Source organism: Bacillus horti, from assembly GCF_030813115.1.
In the GTDB taxonomy this organism is placed as follows: Bacteria; Bacillota; Bacilli; order Caldalkalibacillales; family JCM-10596; genus Bacillus_CH; species Bacillus_CH horti.
Window position 1 is genome coordinate 137,076 of the sequence record NZ_JAUSTY010000001.1, and the last position, 17,282, is coordinate 154,357.

14 protein-coding genes are annotated in these 17,282 nt (G+C 40.0%); 3 read left to right on the forward strand and 11 right to left on the reverse strand.

The genetic code is table 11. The annotated features are described in order from the left end of the window. Window positions 1–81: 81 nt before the first annotated feature. Window positions 82–1,854, reverse strand: coding sequence for an aspartate--tRNA ligase (aspS, locus tag J2S11_RS00655; protein WP_307389536.1), 1,773 nt, complete (start codon window positions 1,852–1,854; stop codon window positions 82–84). Between the two features lie 6 nt (window positions 1,855–1,860). Beyond that, a complete protein-coding gene (gene hisS / locus J2S11_RS00660; RefSeq protein WP_307389540.1) occupies window positions 1,861–3,135 on the reverse strand; it encodes a histidine--tRNA ligase in 1,275 nt (424 codons plus the stop codon). A 677-nt stretch (window positions 3,136–3,812) separates the two neighbouring features. Here hisS and J2S11_RS00665 point away from each other — a divergent pair. Further along, complete coding sequence (locus J2S11_RS00665) at window positions 3,813–5,567, forward strand: N-acetylmuramoyl-L-alanine amidase family protein (RefSeq protein WP_307389542.1); 1,755 nt, start codon at window positions 3,813–3,815, stop codon at window positions 5,565–5,567. Window positions 5,568–5,657: 90 nt separating this feature from the next. Beyond that, window positions 5,658–6,500 carry a hypothetical protein gene (locus J2S11_RS00670; RefSeq protein ID WP_307389545.1) on the forward strand — a complete coding sequence of 281 codons (843 nt, stop codon included), beginning with the start codon at window positions 5,658–5,660 and terminating at the stop codon, window positions 6,498–6,500. Between the two features lie 107 nt (window positions 6,501–6,607). Here the strand turns inward: J2S11_RS00670 and dtd are convergent, their stop codons facing one another. The 5 genes from dtd to J2S11_RS00695 form a co-directional block, all read right to left on the reverse strand. After that, on the reverse strand, window positions 6,608–7,057 hold the full coding sequence (dtd, locus tag J2S11_RS00675; protein ID WP_307389549.1) for a D-aminoacyl-tRNA deacylase: 450 nt from the start codon (window positions 7,055–7,057) through the stop codon (window positions 6,608–6,610). A gap of 36 nt (window positions 7,058–7,093) precedes the next feature. Further along, window positions 7,094–9,250, reverse strand: a complete 2,157-nt coding sequence (locus J2S11_RS00680) for a RelA/SpoT family protein (RefSeq protein WP_307389551.1) — start codon at window positions 9,248–9,250, stop codon at window positions 7,094–7,096. A gap of 213 nt (window positions 9,251–9,463) precedes the next feature. Next, entirely contained in the window at window positions 9,464–9,979 is a 516-nt protein-coding gene (locus J2S11_RS00685; protein WP_307389553.1) for an adenine phosphoribosyltransferase, read from the reverse strand. Next, complete coding sequence (gene recJ / locus J2S11_RS00690) at window positions 9,969–12,359, reverse strand: single-stranded-DNA-specific exonuclease RecJ (protein WP_307389555.1); 2,391 nt, start codon at window positions 12,357–12,359, stop codon at window positions 9,969–9,971. The genes J2S11_RS00685 and recJ overlap by 11 nt, the downstream gene beginning before the upstream one ends. An 83-nt stretch (window positions 12,360–12,442) precedes the next feature. Further along, window positions 12,443–12,886, reverse strand: a complete 444-nt coding sequence (locus J2S11_RS00695) for a LapA family protein (RefSeq protein WP_307389557.1) — start codon at window positions 12,884–12,886, stop codon at window positions 12,443–12,445. Between the two features lie 220 nt (window positions 12,887–13,106). On the opposite strand from J2S11_RS00695, the gene J2S11_RS00700 reads away from it, so the two are divergent. After that, window positions 13,107–13,706, forward strand: a complete 600-nt coding sequence (locus J2S11_RS00700) for a DedA family protein (RefSeq protein WP_307389559.1) — start codon at window positions 13,107–13,109, stop codon at window positions 13,704–13,706. 47 nt (window positions 13,707–13,753) lie between these two features. Here J2S11_RS00700 and J2S11_RS00705 read toward each other — a convergent pair whose 3' ends face one another. The 4 genes from J2S11_RS00705 to J2S11_RS00720 form a co-directional block, all read right to left on the reverse strand. After that, window positions 13,754–14,530, reverse strand: a complete 777-nt coding sequence (locus J2S11_RS00705; protein ID WP_307389562.1) for an undecaprenyl-diphosphate phosphatase — start codon at window positions 14,528–14,530, stop codon at window positions 13,754–13,756. A 212-nt stretch (window positions 14,531–14,742) separates the two neighbouring features. Then, window positions 14,743–15,663, reverse strand: coding sequence for a protein translocase subunit SecF (gene secF, locus J2S11_RS00710; RefSeq protein ID WP_307389566.1), 921 nt, complete (start codon window positions 15,661–15,663; stop codon window positions 14,743–14,745). Continuing rightward, the gene (secD, locus tag J2S11_RS00715; RefSeq protein ID WP_307389569.1) at window positions 15,653–16,942 is read right to left on the reverse strand and encodes a protein translocase subunit SecD; all 1,290 of its coding nucleotides are present in this window, start codon (window positions 16,940–16,942) and stop codon (window positions 15,653–15,655) included. The genes secF and secD overlap by 11 nt, the downstream gene beginning before the upstream one ends. Window positions 16,943–16,978: 36 nt before the next feature. Further along, window positions 16,979–17,245 carry a post-transcriptional regulator gene (locus tag J2S11_RS00720; RefSeq protein ID WP_307389571.1) on the reverse strand — a complete coding sequence of 89 codons (267 nt, stop codon included), beginning with the start codon at window positions 17,243–17,245 and terminating at the stop codon, window positions 16,979–16,981. Window positions 17,246–17,282 lie beyond the last annotated feature (37 nt).

Sequence of the window (17,282 nt, forward strand, 5' to 3'; positions counted from 1 at the left end):
ATCACATCTCCCTCTCTCATTGCAAGCGACTCTAAAGGCTATCCTTGACCCAAAAGAGGGAGTATTCTTGTCTTTTCTTTGTTATACTTTTTCTTTTTGCAAAATCTGCAAGTTTAACTCTTTTAGCTGCTTATCATCCACTGCTCCCGGTGCATCTGTGAGAACATCAGTAGCACTAGCTGTTTTAGGAAACGCAATCGTTTCACGTAAATTCGTTCTTTTCGCTAAAAGCATGATAATCCGGTCAAAGCCTAAGGCTAAACCACCATGTGGTGGTGTGCCATATTCAAACGCTTCAAGTAGGAAACCAAATTTCTCCTTCGCCTCTTCCTCAGAAAGACCAAGCGCTTTGAAAACCTTCTCTTGAATTTCCCGCTTGTAAATCCTCATGCTCCCACTGCTTAGCTCATATCCATTAAGAACCAAGTCATACGCTTGTGCTCTCATTGAACTAGGATCTGTCTCAAAAAGATGAATATCTTCCTCTAGAGGCATTGTAAACGGATGGTGTGCGGCTACATATCGGCCGGCTTCTTCATCGTACTCAAACATAGGAAACTCTGTAATCCAAGCGAATTTATATTCATTTTCATTAATAAGCCCAAGATCTTTTCCTAGCTTCAGCCTTAAAGCTCCTAAGGCACTTGCCACAACAGATTTAGAATCAGCTACAAATAGCAGTAAATCCCCTTCTTCTGCATGAAGAGCTTTCTTTAGCTGCTCAAGCTGGTCTCCTTCAAAAAACTTAGCAATGGAGCCTTTTACTTCACCTTCTTTTAAGGCTAGCCAAGCTAATCCCTTCGCTCCATATCGACCAACATATTCTCCTAGTTGATCCACATCCTTACGGCTATAATGAGCACAGCCTTTTGCTACGATAGCTTTGACCTGTCCACCGTTAGCAACTGCTCCACTAAATACCTTGAAGGAACTGTCCTGGACAAGCTCAGATATATCGACAAGCTCCATACTAAAGCGCAAATCCGGCTTATCTGAACCGTATTTCTCCATTGCTTCTGCATAGGACATCCGCTCTATTGGAAGAGAAACCTTGACTCCAATCGTCTTTTCAACCAGCTCTGCCATCATTTGTTCCACTAGGGATTGAATCTCTTCTAATGACATAAACGCTGTTTCGATATCAATCTGTGTAAATTCCGGCTGGCGATCCGCTCTTAAGTCCTCATCTCTAAAGCAGCGGGCAATTTGGAAGTAGCGTTCAAATCCACCAACCATAAGGAGCTGCTTAAATAATTGCGGAGATTGAGGCAGTGCATAAAATTCTCCATGATGCACGCGGCTTGGTACAAGATAATCTCTTGCCCCTTCAGGAGTGCTTTTTGTTAAAAATGGTGTTTCTACTTCGAGAAATTGATGCTCATCTAGGAAGTCTCTAACTACCTTGTACGCTTTATGACGAAGCATAATCGTCTGTTGCATTTCTGGTCTTCTTAAATCCAAATAACGATATTTTAAACGAATCGATTCATCAACCTCAATGTCATCCTGAATCATAAATGGAAGTCCTTTAGAGGCGTTAATTACTTCAATCTCTGTAACGTTAACTTCAATGTCTCCCGTTCCCATTTTTGAATTCACAGTACCTTCTGCACGAGCGACAACCTGACCTTTTATAGCCAATACGTATTCATTTCGAACCTTTTCTGCTAACTCTAACGCCTGTGCATGCTCCGGGTGAAATACAATTTGAACTAGACCTGAACGATCTCTTAGATCGATAAAAATAAGTCCGCCTAAATCTCTTCTTTTATTCACCCAACCGTTAAGCTGTACTTCCTGTCCAATATGTTCTTTTCTCAGTATGCCACAATGATGTGTGCGCCCAATCCCCATAATTATTTAGTCCTCCTTTTTTATCTCTTTAAGCATTCTATCTAACGCTTCAGCGTACGCTAGCTCTATTTGTTCACCTGTATCCATTCTTTTCAGAACAACGATTTCTTGCTCTAGCTCGTTTGAGCCTAAAATAGCAACAAATGTTGCCTGTAAGCGATCCGCTGATTTAAGCTGAGGCTTCATATTTCTAGAAAGGTAGTCCTGATCTACACTTAAGCCCGCTAATCTCCATTCCTGGACTAAAGAGACTCCCTTCGCTTTAGCTTCATCCCCTAATGCTACGAGGTAGCAGTCGATGGAGGACTTAATAGGTATATCAACCTTTTGTGTTTTTAATGCTAGGATGACGCGTTCAATTCCAAGACCAAACCCTATACCCGGTACATTTTCTCCACCAATTTGTTGAACGAGTCCGTTATAGCGTCCTCCCCCACAAACCGTACCAATAGCCCCAAATCCTTCAATAATGATTTCAAAGGCTGTTTGAGTGTAGTAATCTAAGCCTCGAACCATTCTAGGATTCACATGAAAAGGGATACTCATAGCTGTTAAATAACTCTGTAGCTGCTCAAAGTGCTCTCCACAATCATCACAAAGATAATCTAGGATAGATGGTGCACCCTTTGTTAATTCTTGTGTGACAGGGTGTTTACTGTCCAAGACTCTTAAGGGGTTGCGCTCTAGTCTTGAGCGATCCTCTTCTGGCAGCTCATCCCGTCTGTCCTTTAAATGAGCGATTAACGCTTCTTTATGCTTTGGACGACAGGTTGGACAGCCTACACTGTTGATTTCCAAACGCATTCCTTGTAAGCCAAGCTTTTTATAGAACTCCATAGCCATCGCAATAACTTCTGCGTCAATACTAGCATCCTTTGCTCCAATCGCCTCCACCCCAAATTGAGTGAATTGACGATTACGCCCTGCTTGTGGACGCTCATAGCGAAACATTGGGCCGACATAATACAGCTTGACTGGCTGTTGAGGTAGCCCGTGCATTTTATTCTCAACATAGGAGCGGACCAAACCTGCTGTTCCTTCTGGCCTTAAAGTAAGGCTGCGGTCACCCTTATCAAGAAATGTATACATTTCTTTCTCAACCACATCAGTCGTTTCACCAACACCTCTACGAAATAATTCCGTATGCTCAAACATCGGTGTCCGTAGCTCCAAATAATTAAACCTATGACAAAGCTCTTTAATTTCACCCTCAATATATTGCCAGATAGCAACCTCTTCAGGTAAGATATCCGTTGTTCCTCTTGGCAGTTTAAACTCCATTGCCTTTCCTCCATTCCTCATGAAAAAGTTAATCCAATTAAAAAAACTCCCGCCACTGACTAATTGTCAGGGACGAGAGATTGTATCTACCGTGGTACCACCCTATTCAATAAGCTTCGATTTCTAACAGAATTTCCATCCCGCAAAATCAAACACTTATCCTCAATATCCGTAACGTGGACAAACGCCAGCTGTTTACTATCTACCTTAAAATATAGGTACATTTCAACAGTGGTCCTCGAGGATGTCTTTCGATAAGTGCGTGTATAGCGAAGCACTTCCAGCCTATGGTGCTTCTTCTCTGTCTATTGCCTACAACTTATGTACTCTTCCTGTCATTGGATTTAACATATAATTTCTTGTTACTTTTACTTGATGCTTTTAAAGCTCATATTCATTCTAAGCCATGAATTTTTATCTATCATACTGATTCTGCTTCTAACTGTCAAGGGAATTCTACCTTATTTTTTTGGAATTACGACTTTTACTTATTTATTCTAGTATGCCCGAGTGCTTCAATATTCAACAGAAAATAAACAAAATCATATAAACCCTTAAGTATTAGCAGGAAAAACAAGGTTAGGGACGAATATGTAAGGAAGATGTAGAAAAAAGGCAGCTAAAAAGCAATGGTACCAAAGAGATTTTAATTTTGATAGAGAAAGGAATGAGAATGGATGTCTACTTCTATTCCCAAACAGCCCTTATTCCTTGCAAGTATAGCTACTATTCTGCTTGTAATTCTGAGCTTTAGCCTACCCTCAACAACATCTGCTGAAGGTGTATTTGTTGTCGGAGTAGACTCTTTAAATGTGCGCTCAGGACCAGGGCTTAACCATGATGTGATCGGTCAAGTAAAGAAGGATGAAACTCACTCCGTAAAAAAAGAGCAAGATAATTGGTATAGTATTGATTACAATGGTCAGGAGGGCTGGGTTGCCGCTTGGCTCGTCCAATTCTCTGCTAGTACTGGACAAGTTAAACAGGCTAAAGCCATTGTTGATAGCTTAAATGTACGCTCAGGACCAGGTACTTCTTTTAAGCTTACTGCTCAAATAAAACCTGAGCAGTCCTTCCGGGTGCTTAAGGATGATGGAGAATGGGTGGAGATCCAGCTGAATGAAAACGAAAGTGGTTGGGTAGCGAAATGGCTAGTCGATATTTCAGAGCAAGATGTGCAAAGTGCCACAGAGCTAAGACAAAAAGCTTTTGTTCAAGCAAATATTTTAAACGTACGCTCTAAACCAGATTTAACTTCGTCAGAAATTATTGGTAAATTAAATCAAGGGCAGGAATTAAATATCCTTCAAATTACTGATGGATGGTATAAAATTCAGTGGGAAGACACAGAAGGCTGGGTGGCCAGCGAATATGTGAGTGAGCCGGAAAATGGGCAAGATGAAACACAAAAAACGGAAAATGATTCCACTGAAGAAGTAAAGAACGAGGAAAAAGAAAAGTTTACTGTAAGTGTTTCTAGCTTGAATATCCGTTCTACAGGCTCCCTGGATGCCAGCGTTGTGGGGAAGCTTAATCAAGGCGATATCATAGAAAAGCAAGACGTAGAGGGGGACTGGATTCAAATCGTTCACCAGGGTGAGCCAGGTTGGGTTGCTGCTTGGCTGGTTGAGAGTGTCCAAGAGAAAACAGAAGTTGGTAACCAGCCGAAGATAACCATCCTTAATAATGGGACAAATCTACGTTCTGGACCTAGTACAGAGCATGATGTAGTAAAGAGAGTTGATCAAGGCGAACAATTTGATATACTTACTACAGATGGAGATTGGTTTCAAATTGCCCTAAGTGCTAACGAAACAGCGTATGTTGCAGGATGGATTGTTTCTGTAGAAGGAACTCAAGAGGTTCCAAAAGGAAATCGTTACGATCAACTTAAAGGAAAAACAATTGTCATTGATCCAGGGCATGGTGGAAAAGATGGCGGAGCCACTGGCTCGCATTTTGGTACTCTAGAAAAAGTAGTCAACCTACAGGTATCTAAAATTCTTCAGCAAAAGTTTACATCTGCTGGTGCCAAAGTGGTCATGACACGTACTACAGATCGTTTCTTAACCTTACAGCAGCGAGTGGATATAAGTATCTTAGAAAAAGCAGATGCCTTTTTAAGCATTCACCATAACACAAATACGAACAAGTCCATCAGTGGCTCCATCACGTACTATTTTAAAAATAGTGATCAAAAATTAGCGACAGCCATTCAAGGAGAGTTAGTCAAAGCGAATGGAATGAGAGATCTAAATGCGAGAAAAGAAAGCTTTTTCGTATTAAGAGAAAACCCTAAACCTGCGGCTTTAATCGAAATATCGTTTTTAAGTAATTATAACGATGAGCTGACAGCCAGAAAGGGACAATTTCAAGATCGTTCTGCAGACGGAATCTTAAATGGAGTGGCCAAATATTTTGAAGGTCTGTAAGGAAAGATTCTATTGAAGCCTCTCAAAGAATTCGTCTAATCCATCATTAGAGGAGGCTTTCCATGCAGTCAGAAAGAATAGGTGAGCTTCATGAACAATAAACTTGGGAAACGCTATATGGTACTTAGCTTTTTTCTTGGTGTAATAATTACTTTTATTGCTTGTTATCTATTGCTTCCAAGCCATAATCAGAGTGTGCCAACAAGTACTCCTCCAGAGCCTCCAGAAGAGGAAATGGAGGTCGTATATATAAGTCCAAATGAGATTGTTGTACAAAGAACGAGTAGAAGCGTAATGATTGACGGGATGGAACGAGATCTCTCGGAAGAGGGAGGATTGCTTAGCTATCAGGGGCAGGTGTATGCTCCTCTTGAAACGCTAAGTGAGTATCTAGGAAAATCTTACACAGAGGCAGCCAATGGGATTGTGATCGGAAACTACTCAGCTATTGAGCCTCTAACATTTTCAGATAGTGTCATTCCATTTTCTTATATTGGCTCAAGTATTAATAGAGAGCAGATGGAAGAAAGACTTGGACCACCAATCAATGAACAATTAGTAGATCATGTTCCGGGTGGGGGCTCTGAAACAGTTGTAGAGTATGAAGGAGTCACTGTTCACTATTCAGCTAATGCCCAGGAGCCCAAGGTTCTTCGAATTATTGTACACGAGCCTATCTTAATGACTCATAGAGGAATTACTGTTGGTTCAACTAAAGAAGAGGTTCTAAGCAAATATGGAGAGCCAGAACCTGAGTCAGAAGAGAATCAGTGGCTCTATGGGGAAACGTATACTCTTTGGTTTCATTTCGAAGAGGATGAGGTTATTGAATTTAGTAATCTTTATGTGCCACCAGCTAATGAAGAGGATGAATCCTCAAACGACAATGAAAATGATTCTTCTGATGAAGAAGAGGATGATTCTGACGATTAATTCAAACTTTTAATGTGATTGAAAAAACCTACATTATTTCAAGGAGTACTCCTAGAAATGGTGTAGGTTTTTTTGTAATACAACTATGAGTATTGGCAAAAAGATGTTTATGAGCGAGTTGGGCTCTCTAGAAGAATCGTTACGGGGCCAGAATTGACCAATTCTACTTCCATATGCGCCCCGAAAATACCAGTTTGTACATGAATACCTAATTCCTCAAGCTTATTATTAAATGCTTCATATAACTCCTTAGCATAATCAGGCTTTGCCGCTTCCACAAAGCTTGGACGACGTCCTTTGCGACAATCACCATACAACGTAAACTGAGATATAGATAAAACCTCTCCTCCCACATCAAGCAAGGAACGGTTCATCTTTCCTTCATCATCCTCAAATATCCTTAAGTTCGCTACTTTATCCGCTAAATATGTTACATCCTCCATTGTATCTGCATGAGTGACACCTACTAATAGGACATAGCCATATGAGATTTGACCGGTTATTTGCTCTTCTACTGTAACACTAGCTTGTTTGCTTCTTTGAACAACAATTTTCATGAATCATCCCCACCTTGCTATCCTGTATAAACAGGGTTATTGCATGACCCGCTGTACTGAAAATATATCTTTTAGTCGTTTGATTTTATCTACCACTTTATGCAGATGGTCTACGTTTTGGATCGAAACCGTCATGGAGATATGGGCAATCTTATGCTTGTCAGCTCTACCAGATACGGCAAGCATATTTGTTTTTGTTTCTGTTACCGCCTGAAGCACCTCATTCAATAGCCCTCTGCGATCCATCCCTGTAATCTCAATATCCACATTATAGCTTTGATCCGCTGCCCCTTCCCATTCCACAGGTAAAATACGATGCTCAGCATCCTCTGTTTTTAGATTGGGACAGCTTGCTCTGTGCACGGAAACACCTCGTCCACGAGTGACGAATCCAACAATCTCATCTCCAGGAACTGGATTACAGCAACGTGAAAAACGTACAAGTAAGTTATCTACGCCTTTTACCCTTACCCCGTGATCCAATTTCCTTCGTTTTGTTGTAGGTTTAATTTCTGGAATTTGAACAGGCTCCTCCTCCTGCTTCTCCTTCCGAATTTTATCGAGTAAGCGAGTGGAAATTTGAGCCGCTGTGATTCCGCTATAGCCAACGGCTGCAAACATATCATCCTCACCAGTAAAGTTGAACTTTCCAGCCACATGCTGGATATTTTCTTCGGTTAGGACTTTTTTCAAATCGTAGCCCTGCTTCTTCAGCTCTAGCTCAACTAGCTCTTTTCCTTTTATAATACTCTCCTCACGCTTCTCCTTCTTGAAAAACTGCTTAATTTTGCTTTTTGCATGAGAGGATTTAGCAATTTTAATCCAGTCTCTACTTGGCCCATAGCTGTGCTTTGACGTTAAAATTTCGATGATATCGCCCGTTTTCAAAACGTGATCAAGGGTTACAATTCTCCCATTAACCTTAGCTCCAACACAACGGTTTCCTACTTCTGTATGCACGCGATAGGCGAAATCAATAGGAACAGAGCCCGCTGGAAGCTCATAAACATCTCCCTTAGGCGTAAAAACAAAGACCAGATCAGAGAAAAGGTCCATTTTTAGTGATTCCATAAATTCCTGAGCGTCGTTGGCATCCTGCTGGGATTCTAAAATATCTTTAAACCATGTTAGCTTGTTGTCAAACGTATTTTTGGTGCTGCTCTCTTTCCCTTCTTTATATGCCCAATGAGCCGCTACCCCGTATTCTGCTGTACGATGCATGTCCTCTGTTCTAATTTGTACCTCTAGAGGCTCTCCCTTGTTGATTACGGTCGTATGAAGGGATTGATACATGTTTGGCTTAGGCATAGCAATATAGTCCTTAAAACGACCAGGCATTGGCTTCCAGCACGTATGGATAATCCCTAAAACGGCGTAGCAATCTCTAATATCTTTAACCAAGATTCGGATAGCCATTAGATCATATATCTCATCAAAATCCTTTTTTTGCTTGTACATTTTTCTGTAGATACTATAGATATGCTTGGGACGACCGGAAATATCTGCGGTAATATGATGCTCACCAATTTTTTCTCGAATAATTTCTCTTACCGTATCAATATATTCTTCACGTTCTGCTCTTTTCTGCTTCATAAGCTGAACGATGCGGTAATATTGCTGGGGATTCAGATAGCGTAATGAGATATCCTCGAGCTCCCATTTAATTGTAGAAATACCCAAACGATGAGCTAACGGGGCAAAGATTTCTAACGTCTCCTCAGCCTTCAAACGCTGCTTTTCCTCCGATTGAAACTTTAACGTTCTCATATTATGCAGTCGATCCGCTAGCTTAATTAGCATAACTCTAATATCTTTAGCCATAGCTACAAGCATTTTTCTATGATTTTCGGCTAGCTGCTCAGCGTGAGATTTGTATTTAATTTTCTTTAGCTTTGTTACTCCTTCAACGAGAAGAGCCACCTCTTGCCCAAACTCCTGCACAATATCCTCTTTGGTAATATCCGTGTCTTCAATGACATCATGCAAAAAAGCAGCCGCAATCGTCACACTATCCATTTGCAGGTTAACTAGAATGCCAGCTACCTCAATGGGATGTGCGATATACGCCTCTCCTGATTTGCGGTACTGTCCCTCATGAGCCTTTTCCGCAAAATGATATGATTTTTCGATATACTCGACTTCCTGCTCTGGAAGGTATGCTTTCACTTTTTTCAGTAAATCTTCAATAGTCATCAGGTCACCTCTCGTGAGCAGTTTTCTATGCTTTTCAGCCGTTCATCCTCTCACTTGAATTACGATCGAAATAAAGTATTTCTAACTATTATCGTCCATATTTCCTTTAATGTAAAGATACAACATCTATCGGGCTAATATTTCTCTATATTTAAAGAAAAAAGCTTCTTTTTTAGAAGCTTTTAAGTCAAGATCATATCATCAATTGGTTTACTAGTATTTTACTAGAGAATGAACTGGATAGTCTCCGTTAATTTTATCTCTTCCGTCTAAGTAGGTCAGTTCAATTAAGAATACACATCCAACTACAATTCCACCCAATTTTTCGATAAGGTCAATAGTCGTCGCTATAGTTCCGCCAGTAGCAAGAAGATCATCAGCAATTAATACCTTTTGCCCTGGTTCAATTGCATCCTTATGTATGGCTAAGGTATCCTTACCATACTCCAAATCATAGGCACTTTCAACAATTTCTCCTGGTAGCTTCCCTGATTTACGTACAGGAACAAAGCCTTTTCCAAGATGAATGGCAAGAGGAGCACCAATGACAAAGCCACGAGCTTCCGGTCCTACAATTACATCGACATCAAGGCCGGTAACAAGATCAGCAATGTTAGATATAGCAAGCTTATACGCTTCTCCATCCTTCATTAGTGTTGTAATATCTTTAAATCGAATCCCTTCCTTCGGGAAATCCTGCACCACTCTTATCTTTTGTTTAAAATCCATTTGAAACGGCCTCCTTCTTCTGTTCAACCCTACTTTGATTTCGATGAATCAGTTCAACTAGCACTTGATAGGATGAATATAATAATTCCTGCTCCACCTGTATATCTAGCTGCTTTTGTTTATAGGCAATTGATTCTTGAAGACTTTTTTTATTAGGCTGATCATGTAATACAATCAAGCCCTTTTCCATTTTAGCAAATTCAAGCTCTAAAAACACCTCTATCATAAAATCAATTGATTCCAATGTCCATCCTTTATGTTTGGCTAGCTGTTGACCATGCCTTGGTCGATCAAAGCTTTTTCTTTGATTCAAGAACGCATAAAACCACTTAAAGTGCTCCCGTGTTGGTAGCATGGAGAAATAATGATCCTGCTGGTGATCAAAGACAACATAAATGTTTTTTCCATGCGCTATAAGCTCACAAACCTTCTCAAATTGCTCCATCGAACGTGGTAAGTCCCAAAGGACAATGGTAGAGAATTTCTGAAGCATATGCTCTGTCTTCTGCTCTAGGGCTTGTACTTCTGTATCAAGAGTTATCACTGTCACTAATTCTCTTATATGAGTAGGAATAACTGTTTCCGTCCTGAATTGAATAAGGGCTAGCTTCTCTTCTTCATCACAGATCGTTACAAATTGCTGCTCAAGCTGTCTTGCCCCGCGCCAATCAAAAATCTGCTGGTGTGGAACCCGCATGTCTTTAATCATAATTTGTGGTTTTTTCTTCCCATTCCACACGTTAATATCAACCTGACCAATTAAATCAAGCTTCGCACCAGGACTTATTTTGTCCGCTCTATCACCAAGAAAAAAGCCGATCCCATCCAATACCGCTTCACTTTGCCGAAACTGGCATTTTAGATGATTTTTATTTGCTCCAACCTTTTTCATTTCCTTGATTTCCATCTGCTCCAAGCAGATCATGGGTCGGGGGTTTTCTACTCCAAAGGGAGCAAGTTGACTTAGCTCCTCGATCCCCTCTAATGTCACATCCTCTAATTGACACAGAACATCTACACGTGTTACAGGAATTAAATCTTCCTCTGTCAGCCACTGCTCACCGCATTGATCGAGCCTCATTCTTAGATGCTCTAGATTAGAAACTTCTAGGCTTAGTCCTGCTGCCATCGGATGACCACCATAATGGGGTAAAAGATCATCACATGTACGCAAGGCTTGATACATATCAAATCCAGTAATACTCCTAGCTGACCCTTTAGCTACACCCTTTTCCTGATCTATAGAGAGAATAAGTGTAGGTAAATAATACTTTTCGACCATTTTTGAAGCTACGATTCCAACTACTCCAATATTCCAATCTTCCTTAGCTATCACAAGCACCTTAGGCTTTTGCTCTGGATAATGCTCCTCTACCCAAGTAATCGCCTCTTTGGTCATCTTTTCAACTAGCTTTTGGCGTTGTTGATTGTGCTCATTTAACTGATCTACTAAGCCTGTAGCCTCTTCTCTATCTTCCGTTAGAAAAAGCTGTACAGCATAATCCGCTTTATCTAGGCGACCACTTGCGTTAATTCTTGGAGCAATAGTGAAGCCAACATGCTCCTCATTCACAACCTCATCAAGTAGTCCAGCATTCTCTAAAAGTACCTCAATACCAAGATGCCTTGTGTGATTCAGCCGCTTCAATCCATGATAGGCAATTAATCTATTTTCCCCCGTTAGAGGAACTAAATCAGCAATCGTACCAATACAAGCTATATCAAGCAAGTGATCTGGAAGTCTTCCAAGTAAAGCTTGACCTAATTTTAGGGCTACTCCTGCGCCAGCCAAGTATTTATATGGATATGTACAGGTCGGAAGCTTTGGATTAATGACTGAGATACAATCAGGTAATCGTGGTGGAGGTTCATGATGGTCTGTAACGATCACATCAAGCCCGATAGATATAGCGTAGTCAATTTCCACCCATGCTGAAATGCCCGTATCGACTGTAATCACCAAGTCAATCTGACTCTCTTTTGCCGCATCCATCGCTTTAATATTTAAACCATAGCCTTCACTAAACCGATTGGGTATATAAAAATCAAAATTTGCTCCTAGCTCTTTCAAAATAAGAACCATGATCGTTGTACTACTTACTCCATCACAATCATAGTCTCCGTAAATTCTAATTTTTTCATTTCTTTCAATAGCCAGCTGTATTCTTTCTACCGCTTCTGGCATTCCCTGCAAAAGAAAAGGGTCGTGAAAGCTTTGCTCTTCCATTTTGAGCATTTCTTTAACTTTTGCTATATCTGTCCATCCTCTTGCTAAACAGAGCTTAGCGACTAAAGCAGATACCCCTGCTTGTTTCTGCCATTCCTGTACGTCGTCTATAGATGAGGCGGATTGCATCCACCGAGTTTTTGCTGCTAGCATAAAAAAATCACTCCTGACACCCTCATTATACTTGAATCATACGTATACTTGAAGAGGGGAAGAAGTGATCTAGACAGCCAGCCCTATTTTTTCTCACTACTTTGCTTTTGGTTTGCTGCACTATCTTTGTTGAGATCTGGCGATTTATGTTGCTGCTCCTTTGGCTGAGCCACTTGATTTACATGGCGTTTTGAATTTGGGGAGGAATAACGCTGGGTGGTCCCACCCTCTTCCCCATTTTTGTTTTTACGCTGGAGCAGAGTCTCTAAATATTCCTGCCCAAAATGATCGGTAACTGCTTTCTTGAGAATTTTATTTTCTTTATGTAGCGAATACTGTCTGAACATCCCAACAGCTCCGATAATCAAACCACCCATGAGGGTCGAAGCTAGGATGACGATAATCAGAGGGATAAAAGCGGTTGTGAATAGTACATTTACAGCTACAGCCTCTACGTTAAGGACAGAAAAAATAGCTACAATTAATGCAAACACCAAAGCTAAAATTAATGTTTTTTGTCCCTTCATCACGCTGGTCTCCTTTCATCATCTGAAAAATATAGATATTTTAATTAAAAATACCCTTAAAACTTGCACAAAAAACAACTTGCAAGAAATAAGAAATAAAAATTTTCTTAAAAATAGTCATCCTTTTAAGACAAGCTTAGTATACAATAGATAATGTGCCAATTATTTTTCTATACTCGAGCTGCAAGCTTTTTACTTCAAGAATAGAAAGGATTTGGATATGGAACAACTGATACTTGGATTAATTGATTATTTCAAACAGTTTTCCTATTGGGGAGTTATTCTCGCACTATCGGTAGAAATAATACCGGCTGAGCTTGTTCTACCTTTAGTAGGATACTGGGTCTATCAGGGAGATATGATATTCTGGCTAGCCCTTGCAGCGGGGAGTATAGGTGGTGTAACTGGACCTTTAACGTTATATGCCTTGGGAAGGTATGGAGGAAGGCCACTCATTAAAAAATACGGAAAGTACCTGTTTATTAGTGAAAAAAGCTTAAATTCCGCTGAACGTTTTTTTGAAAAGTATGGGGCGGGTGTTGCCTTTTTTGCCCGATTTATTCCTGGGATTAGAACGGTCATCTCTATTCCCTGTGGGATGGCTAAAATGAACGTATGGAAGTTTATGATTTATACTTACTTAGCTATGTTCCCTATTACCTTCTTTTATGTATACATAGGCTTTCATTTCGGTGCGGAATGGGAGCATGCTCTACCATTCTTAAAACAGTATTTACAGCCTTTGATGATATTATGTATTCTCTGTTTAGCCGCTTATATTCTGTTTAAATACTATCGCAATAAAACTATAAAAAAATGAGATCTGCCTCAGATCTCATTTTTTTCGGTCATTTTCACTCCAGCCTATTAACCTACATTTTGCATAAGCAAAACTGAAAGTCCTAATGTCCATACATACACAGCAAACCATTTTAAAGAGCCCTTCTTTAGATAGCTAATCATCCACTTCACAGCAATGAATCCTGCTAAGGCCGAGGCTATAGTTGCTATCAGTAAAGCAGAGCCAGTAACTTCTCCAAGCCCTTTCCCTTGGAGAAGATCAACTAATTGTAGAAGGACGGCACCACCGATAACAGGAACAGAGAGCAAAAAGGAAAAATACGCGGCTACTTCCCGATCTAGTTTCCTAAATAAACCTGCCACAATCGTTAATCCTGAACGAGAGATGGCTGGAAAGATGGCAACTGCTTGAAAGCTCCCTATAAAAAGAGCATCTCCGTATGAAATATCCTGCAGTTTCTTAGCACCTTTTTTAATCCTATCAGAAAACCAGAGAATAAAGCCTGTAATCAGAAATTCCCAACCGATCGTCGAGCCTGTCTTCGAGATTCCTTCAAAATAATCCTTAAATAGTAAGCCTACAGCTACTGCTGGTATAGTACCTACAATTAATATTAAGCTTAGGCGTCCAAACGGTTTTTTTATGACTGTCCATAGCTCATTTTTATACACCACAATCACAGCAATCAATGTACCTAAATGAAGCATCGTGTCTAAAAACAAACCAGCTTCCTTCAATCCAATGAGCTCACGCCCTAAATACAAATGTCCTGTACTACTAATAGGTAAAAATTCAGTTAGTCCTTGTACTAGTCCTAACAGGATCGCTTCAATCCAATCCATACTAAATATGCTCCTTTTCACATACTTTTAACTCTTGTCCCTGTCACTTTCAAACATATGTTGTTTTGTTACTCAACGACTACTATTTTCTTTCAACAATAATCAGCTTGATGGACAGGTACTATCACTTTATGAATTGGATGTTTTTAATATGCCATACAAAAAAGCGTAGCTCTGTTTTCAAAACAAAGCTACGCTTTTTATTTTATTATCTAATTTGTTGTTGAAGTTGTAGATGCCTTGCGAATCTCCTTGCTTTTCCACACATACCATAGCTGTGCCGCGATAAACAGAGAAGAAAACGCTCCTGCAATTAGACCAATCAGCATGGCAAAGGAGAATGGTCTGATGCTTTCGCTCCCAAAGAAGTAAAGAGCAACAACAGCAAAAATAATCGTTAAAAACGTATTTATTGAACGAGTAAGGGTATCTGTAATACTCTTATTTACAAGCTGAGCCAAGTCGTCTTCGTTCTTAATCTTAGCTGTTTTTAGATTTTCTCTAATACGGTCAAAAATAACAATCGTGTCATTAATAGAATAACCAATTACCGTAAGTACAGCTGCGATAAACGTTAAGTCAACCTGCATTCGTATTATAGAAAATACAGATACAACAACTAAACCAACCTGAATTAATGCGACAATAGCAGAAACAGCAAATTTATATTCAAAACGGAAGGCGATATAAATTCCCATCCCAACAAGGGCTAGAAGAACGGAATAAATAGCTGAGCGTGCTAGCTCTCTAGCAATTCCAGCTGATACGGTAATCTCACTTATTGCAATGTCATCCCCATAAACAGACATAAATGTTGCATTAATAAGATCCATCTCCTCCTGGGTTAATACCCCTGGAAAAAGAGCGGCTGCTGTTTCACTTTCATTCCCTGAGATTCTTATTTCCCCTGGAGAAAATCCAATATCAGCAAACACCTCATTAATATCATCAGCCGTAAATGGAACATCCTCAATCATAATTTCAACTCTTGTCCCACCCTCAAAGTCTACACTTAAATTCAGACCAAAAATGGCCAAGAAAATAACGCCTAGTAGAATGAGGACACCTGAAATAAGAAAATATTTATTTCTATGCTTTACAAAATCTAGATGAAGTTTATCTTTAAAGTTCACTGATTTCACTCTCCTTTACACCGAACAGCCTTGGTTTTTTATCCAGGGCTCGACTAGTTACAAGGAGTCCAAGTAAGAGTCGTGTACCGAATACTGCAGTGACAATACTTAAAACAATACTAACAATTAGCATAACGGCAAAGCCTTGAATAGAGCTACTACCAAAATAAAAGAGAACAGAAGCAGCAATAATCGTCGTTATGTTAGCATCCATAATCGTGGCTAAAGCACGCTTTGAGCCAGCCTTAAACGAGGAAAGAATCGTTTTACCTGAACGAATCTCCTCTTTAATCCGTTCGTACGTTAGAATATTAGCATCTACGGCCATCCCCACACCTAGAACAAGAGCGGCTATTCCTGGGAGCGTTAATGTTGCACCCATCCAGTTAAAAACAAGAAGGATAAGGTAGACATATCCAATAATTGTAATCCCTGCTACTAAACCAGGTAAACGATAATAAAAGAGCATGTACAAAAAGATTAATATACCACCGATTACGCCTGCACGAACAGTTAAATCCATTGCTTGCTCTCCAAGCTTGGCACCTACACTATTGGCTGAAAGTTCCTCTAGCTCAACAGGTAATGCTCCTGCATTAAGTAGAGCTGCTAGCTCACTTGCCTCTTGATAATTCCAAGTAGAAGAAGTGATTTGCCCACTCCCTGGTAAAGCGCTTTGGATGATTGGGGCGGAGATCATATTTGACTCATTTTCGTTCATAATTGCTTGTTCGTAGGAGTCTACGCCCTCCTCAAAGTCTAGCCAAATAGCCATAGGCTGCTGAAGTAAGCTTCGTGTAATTTCCAATACCTTATCTGCATCGTTAAATTCAATCCCGACCACTGGACGTCCGTATTCATCATTATATACTCTAGCAGAGCCTTCCTTGAGGTCCTCTCCTGTCATTAATAGATTATCATTCACATCGCGGAAGGATAAATGAGCTTCTGTTGATAGCATACGTCTTGCTTGCTCAGGATCAGTTACCCCAGCTAGCTTAACGCGTACACGATCATCACCTTCTATACTCAATTCTGGCTCACTAACACCAATTACATTAATTCTTCGCTGTAATGCAGCTTGTGTGTGAAGAAGTGTTTGCTGAGAAATTTGTTGATCGTCCCTTAGAGGACTTACCTTATATAGTATTTCAAATCCACCTTGCAAATCTAAGCCAAGGGTGATTCCATTTGCAACATCCAAAAATGACCAAGCTATAAAGCCAAAAGCAACGATCACTATAAGGACAAAAGCAATTATTCTGCCCGATTTCGTCATTAGTCCAAGTTCCTCCTTTAGTGTCCAATATGTCTATTATAAGAGACCGTTTTTTCCCATGTCAATTTTTCCTGTATATGCACCCATCGTAAGCCAGTTCATCAATGCAGTAGGCTTGAGTGAATATATATCATTGACAATTTGGTGAAACATTGGCCATTCCTTCTTATATTTGCTAGTTACACATTCCCATATATCATCAGCAGCTACTGCATCATAGCCTAGCAAATGAAATTCTTCCATCTTACTCACTAATACTTCCATTACTTTTTCTTTTAAAAGCTGCTTGTGTTGTGTCTCCATTTTTTGCTTCGCTCCTCTACCGCTTCTTGAAAGAATT

Coding starts and splice junctions, on each gene's coding strand:
- J2S11_RS00680 (WP_307389551.1), bottom strand. CDS start 9,250: ATGACTATTGAAGATTTACTGAAAAAAGTGAAAGCATACCTTCCAGAG.
- J2S11_RS00705 (WP_307389562.1), bottom strand. CDS start 14,530: ATGGATTGGATTGAAGCGATCCTGTTAGGACTAGTACAAGGACTAACT.
- J2S11_RS00670 (WP_307389545.1), top strand. CDS start 5,658: ATGAACAATAAACTTGGGAAACGCTATATGGTACTTAGCTTTTTTCTT.
- secD (WP_307389569.1), bottom strand. CDS start 16,942: ATGACGAAATCGGGCAGAATAATTGCTTTTGTCCTTATAGTGATCGTT.
- hisS (WP_307389540.1), bottom strand. CDS start 3,135: ATGGAGTTTAAACTGCCAAGAGGAACAACGGATATCTTACCTGAAGAG.
- J2S11_RS00695 (WP_307389557.1), bottom strand. CDS start 12,886: ATGAAGGGACAAAAAACATTAATTTTAGCTTTGGTGTTTGCATTAATT.
- J2S11_RS00685 (WP_307389553.1), bottom strand. CDS start 9,979: ATGGATTTTAAACAAAAGATAAGAGTGGTGCAGGATTTCCCGAAGGAA.
- J2S11_RS00720 (WP_307389571.1), bottom strand. CDS start 17,245: ATGGAGACACAACACAAGCAGCTTTTAAAAGAAAAAGTAATGGAAGTA.
- J2S11_RS00665 (WP_307389542.1), top strand. CDS start 3,813: ATGTCTACTTCTATTCCCAAACAGCCCTTATTCCTTGCAAGTATAGCT.
- recJ (WP_307389555.1), bottom strand. CDS start 12,359: ATGCTAGCAGCAAAAACTCGGTGGATGCAATCCGCCTCATCTATAGAC.
- J2S11_RS00700 (WP_307389559.1), top strand. CDS start 13,107: ATGGAACAACTGATACTTGGATTAATTGATTATTTCAAACAGTTTTCC.
- aspS (WP_307389536.1), bottom strand. CDS start 1,854: ATGGGGATTGGGCGCACACATCATTGTGGCATACTGAGAAAAGAACAT.
- dtd (WP_307389549.1), bottom strand. CDS start 7,057: ATGAAAATTGTTGTTCAAAGAAGCAAACAAGCTAGTGTTACAGTAGAA.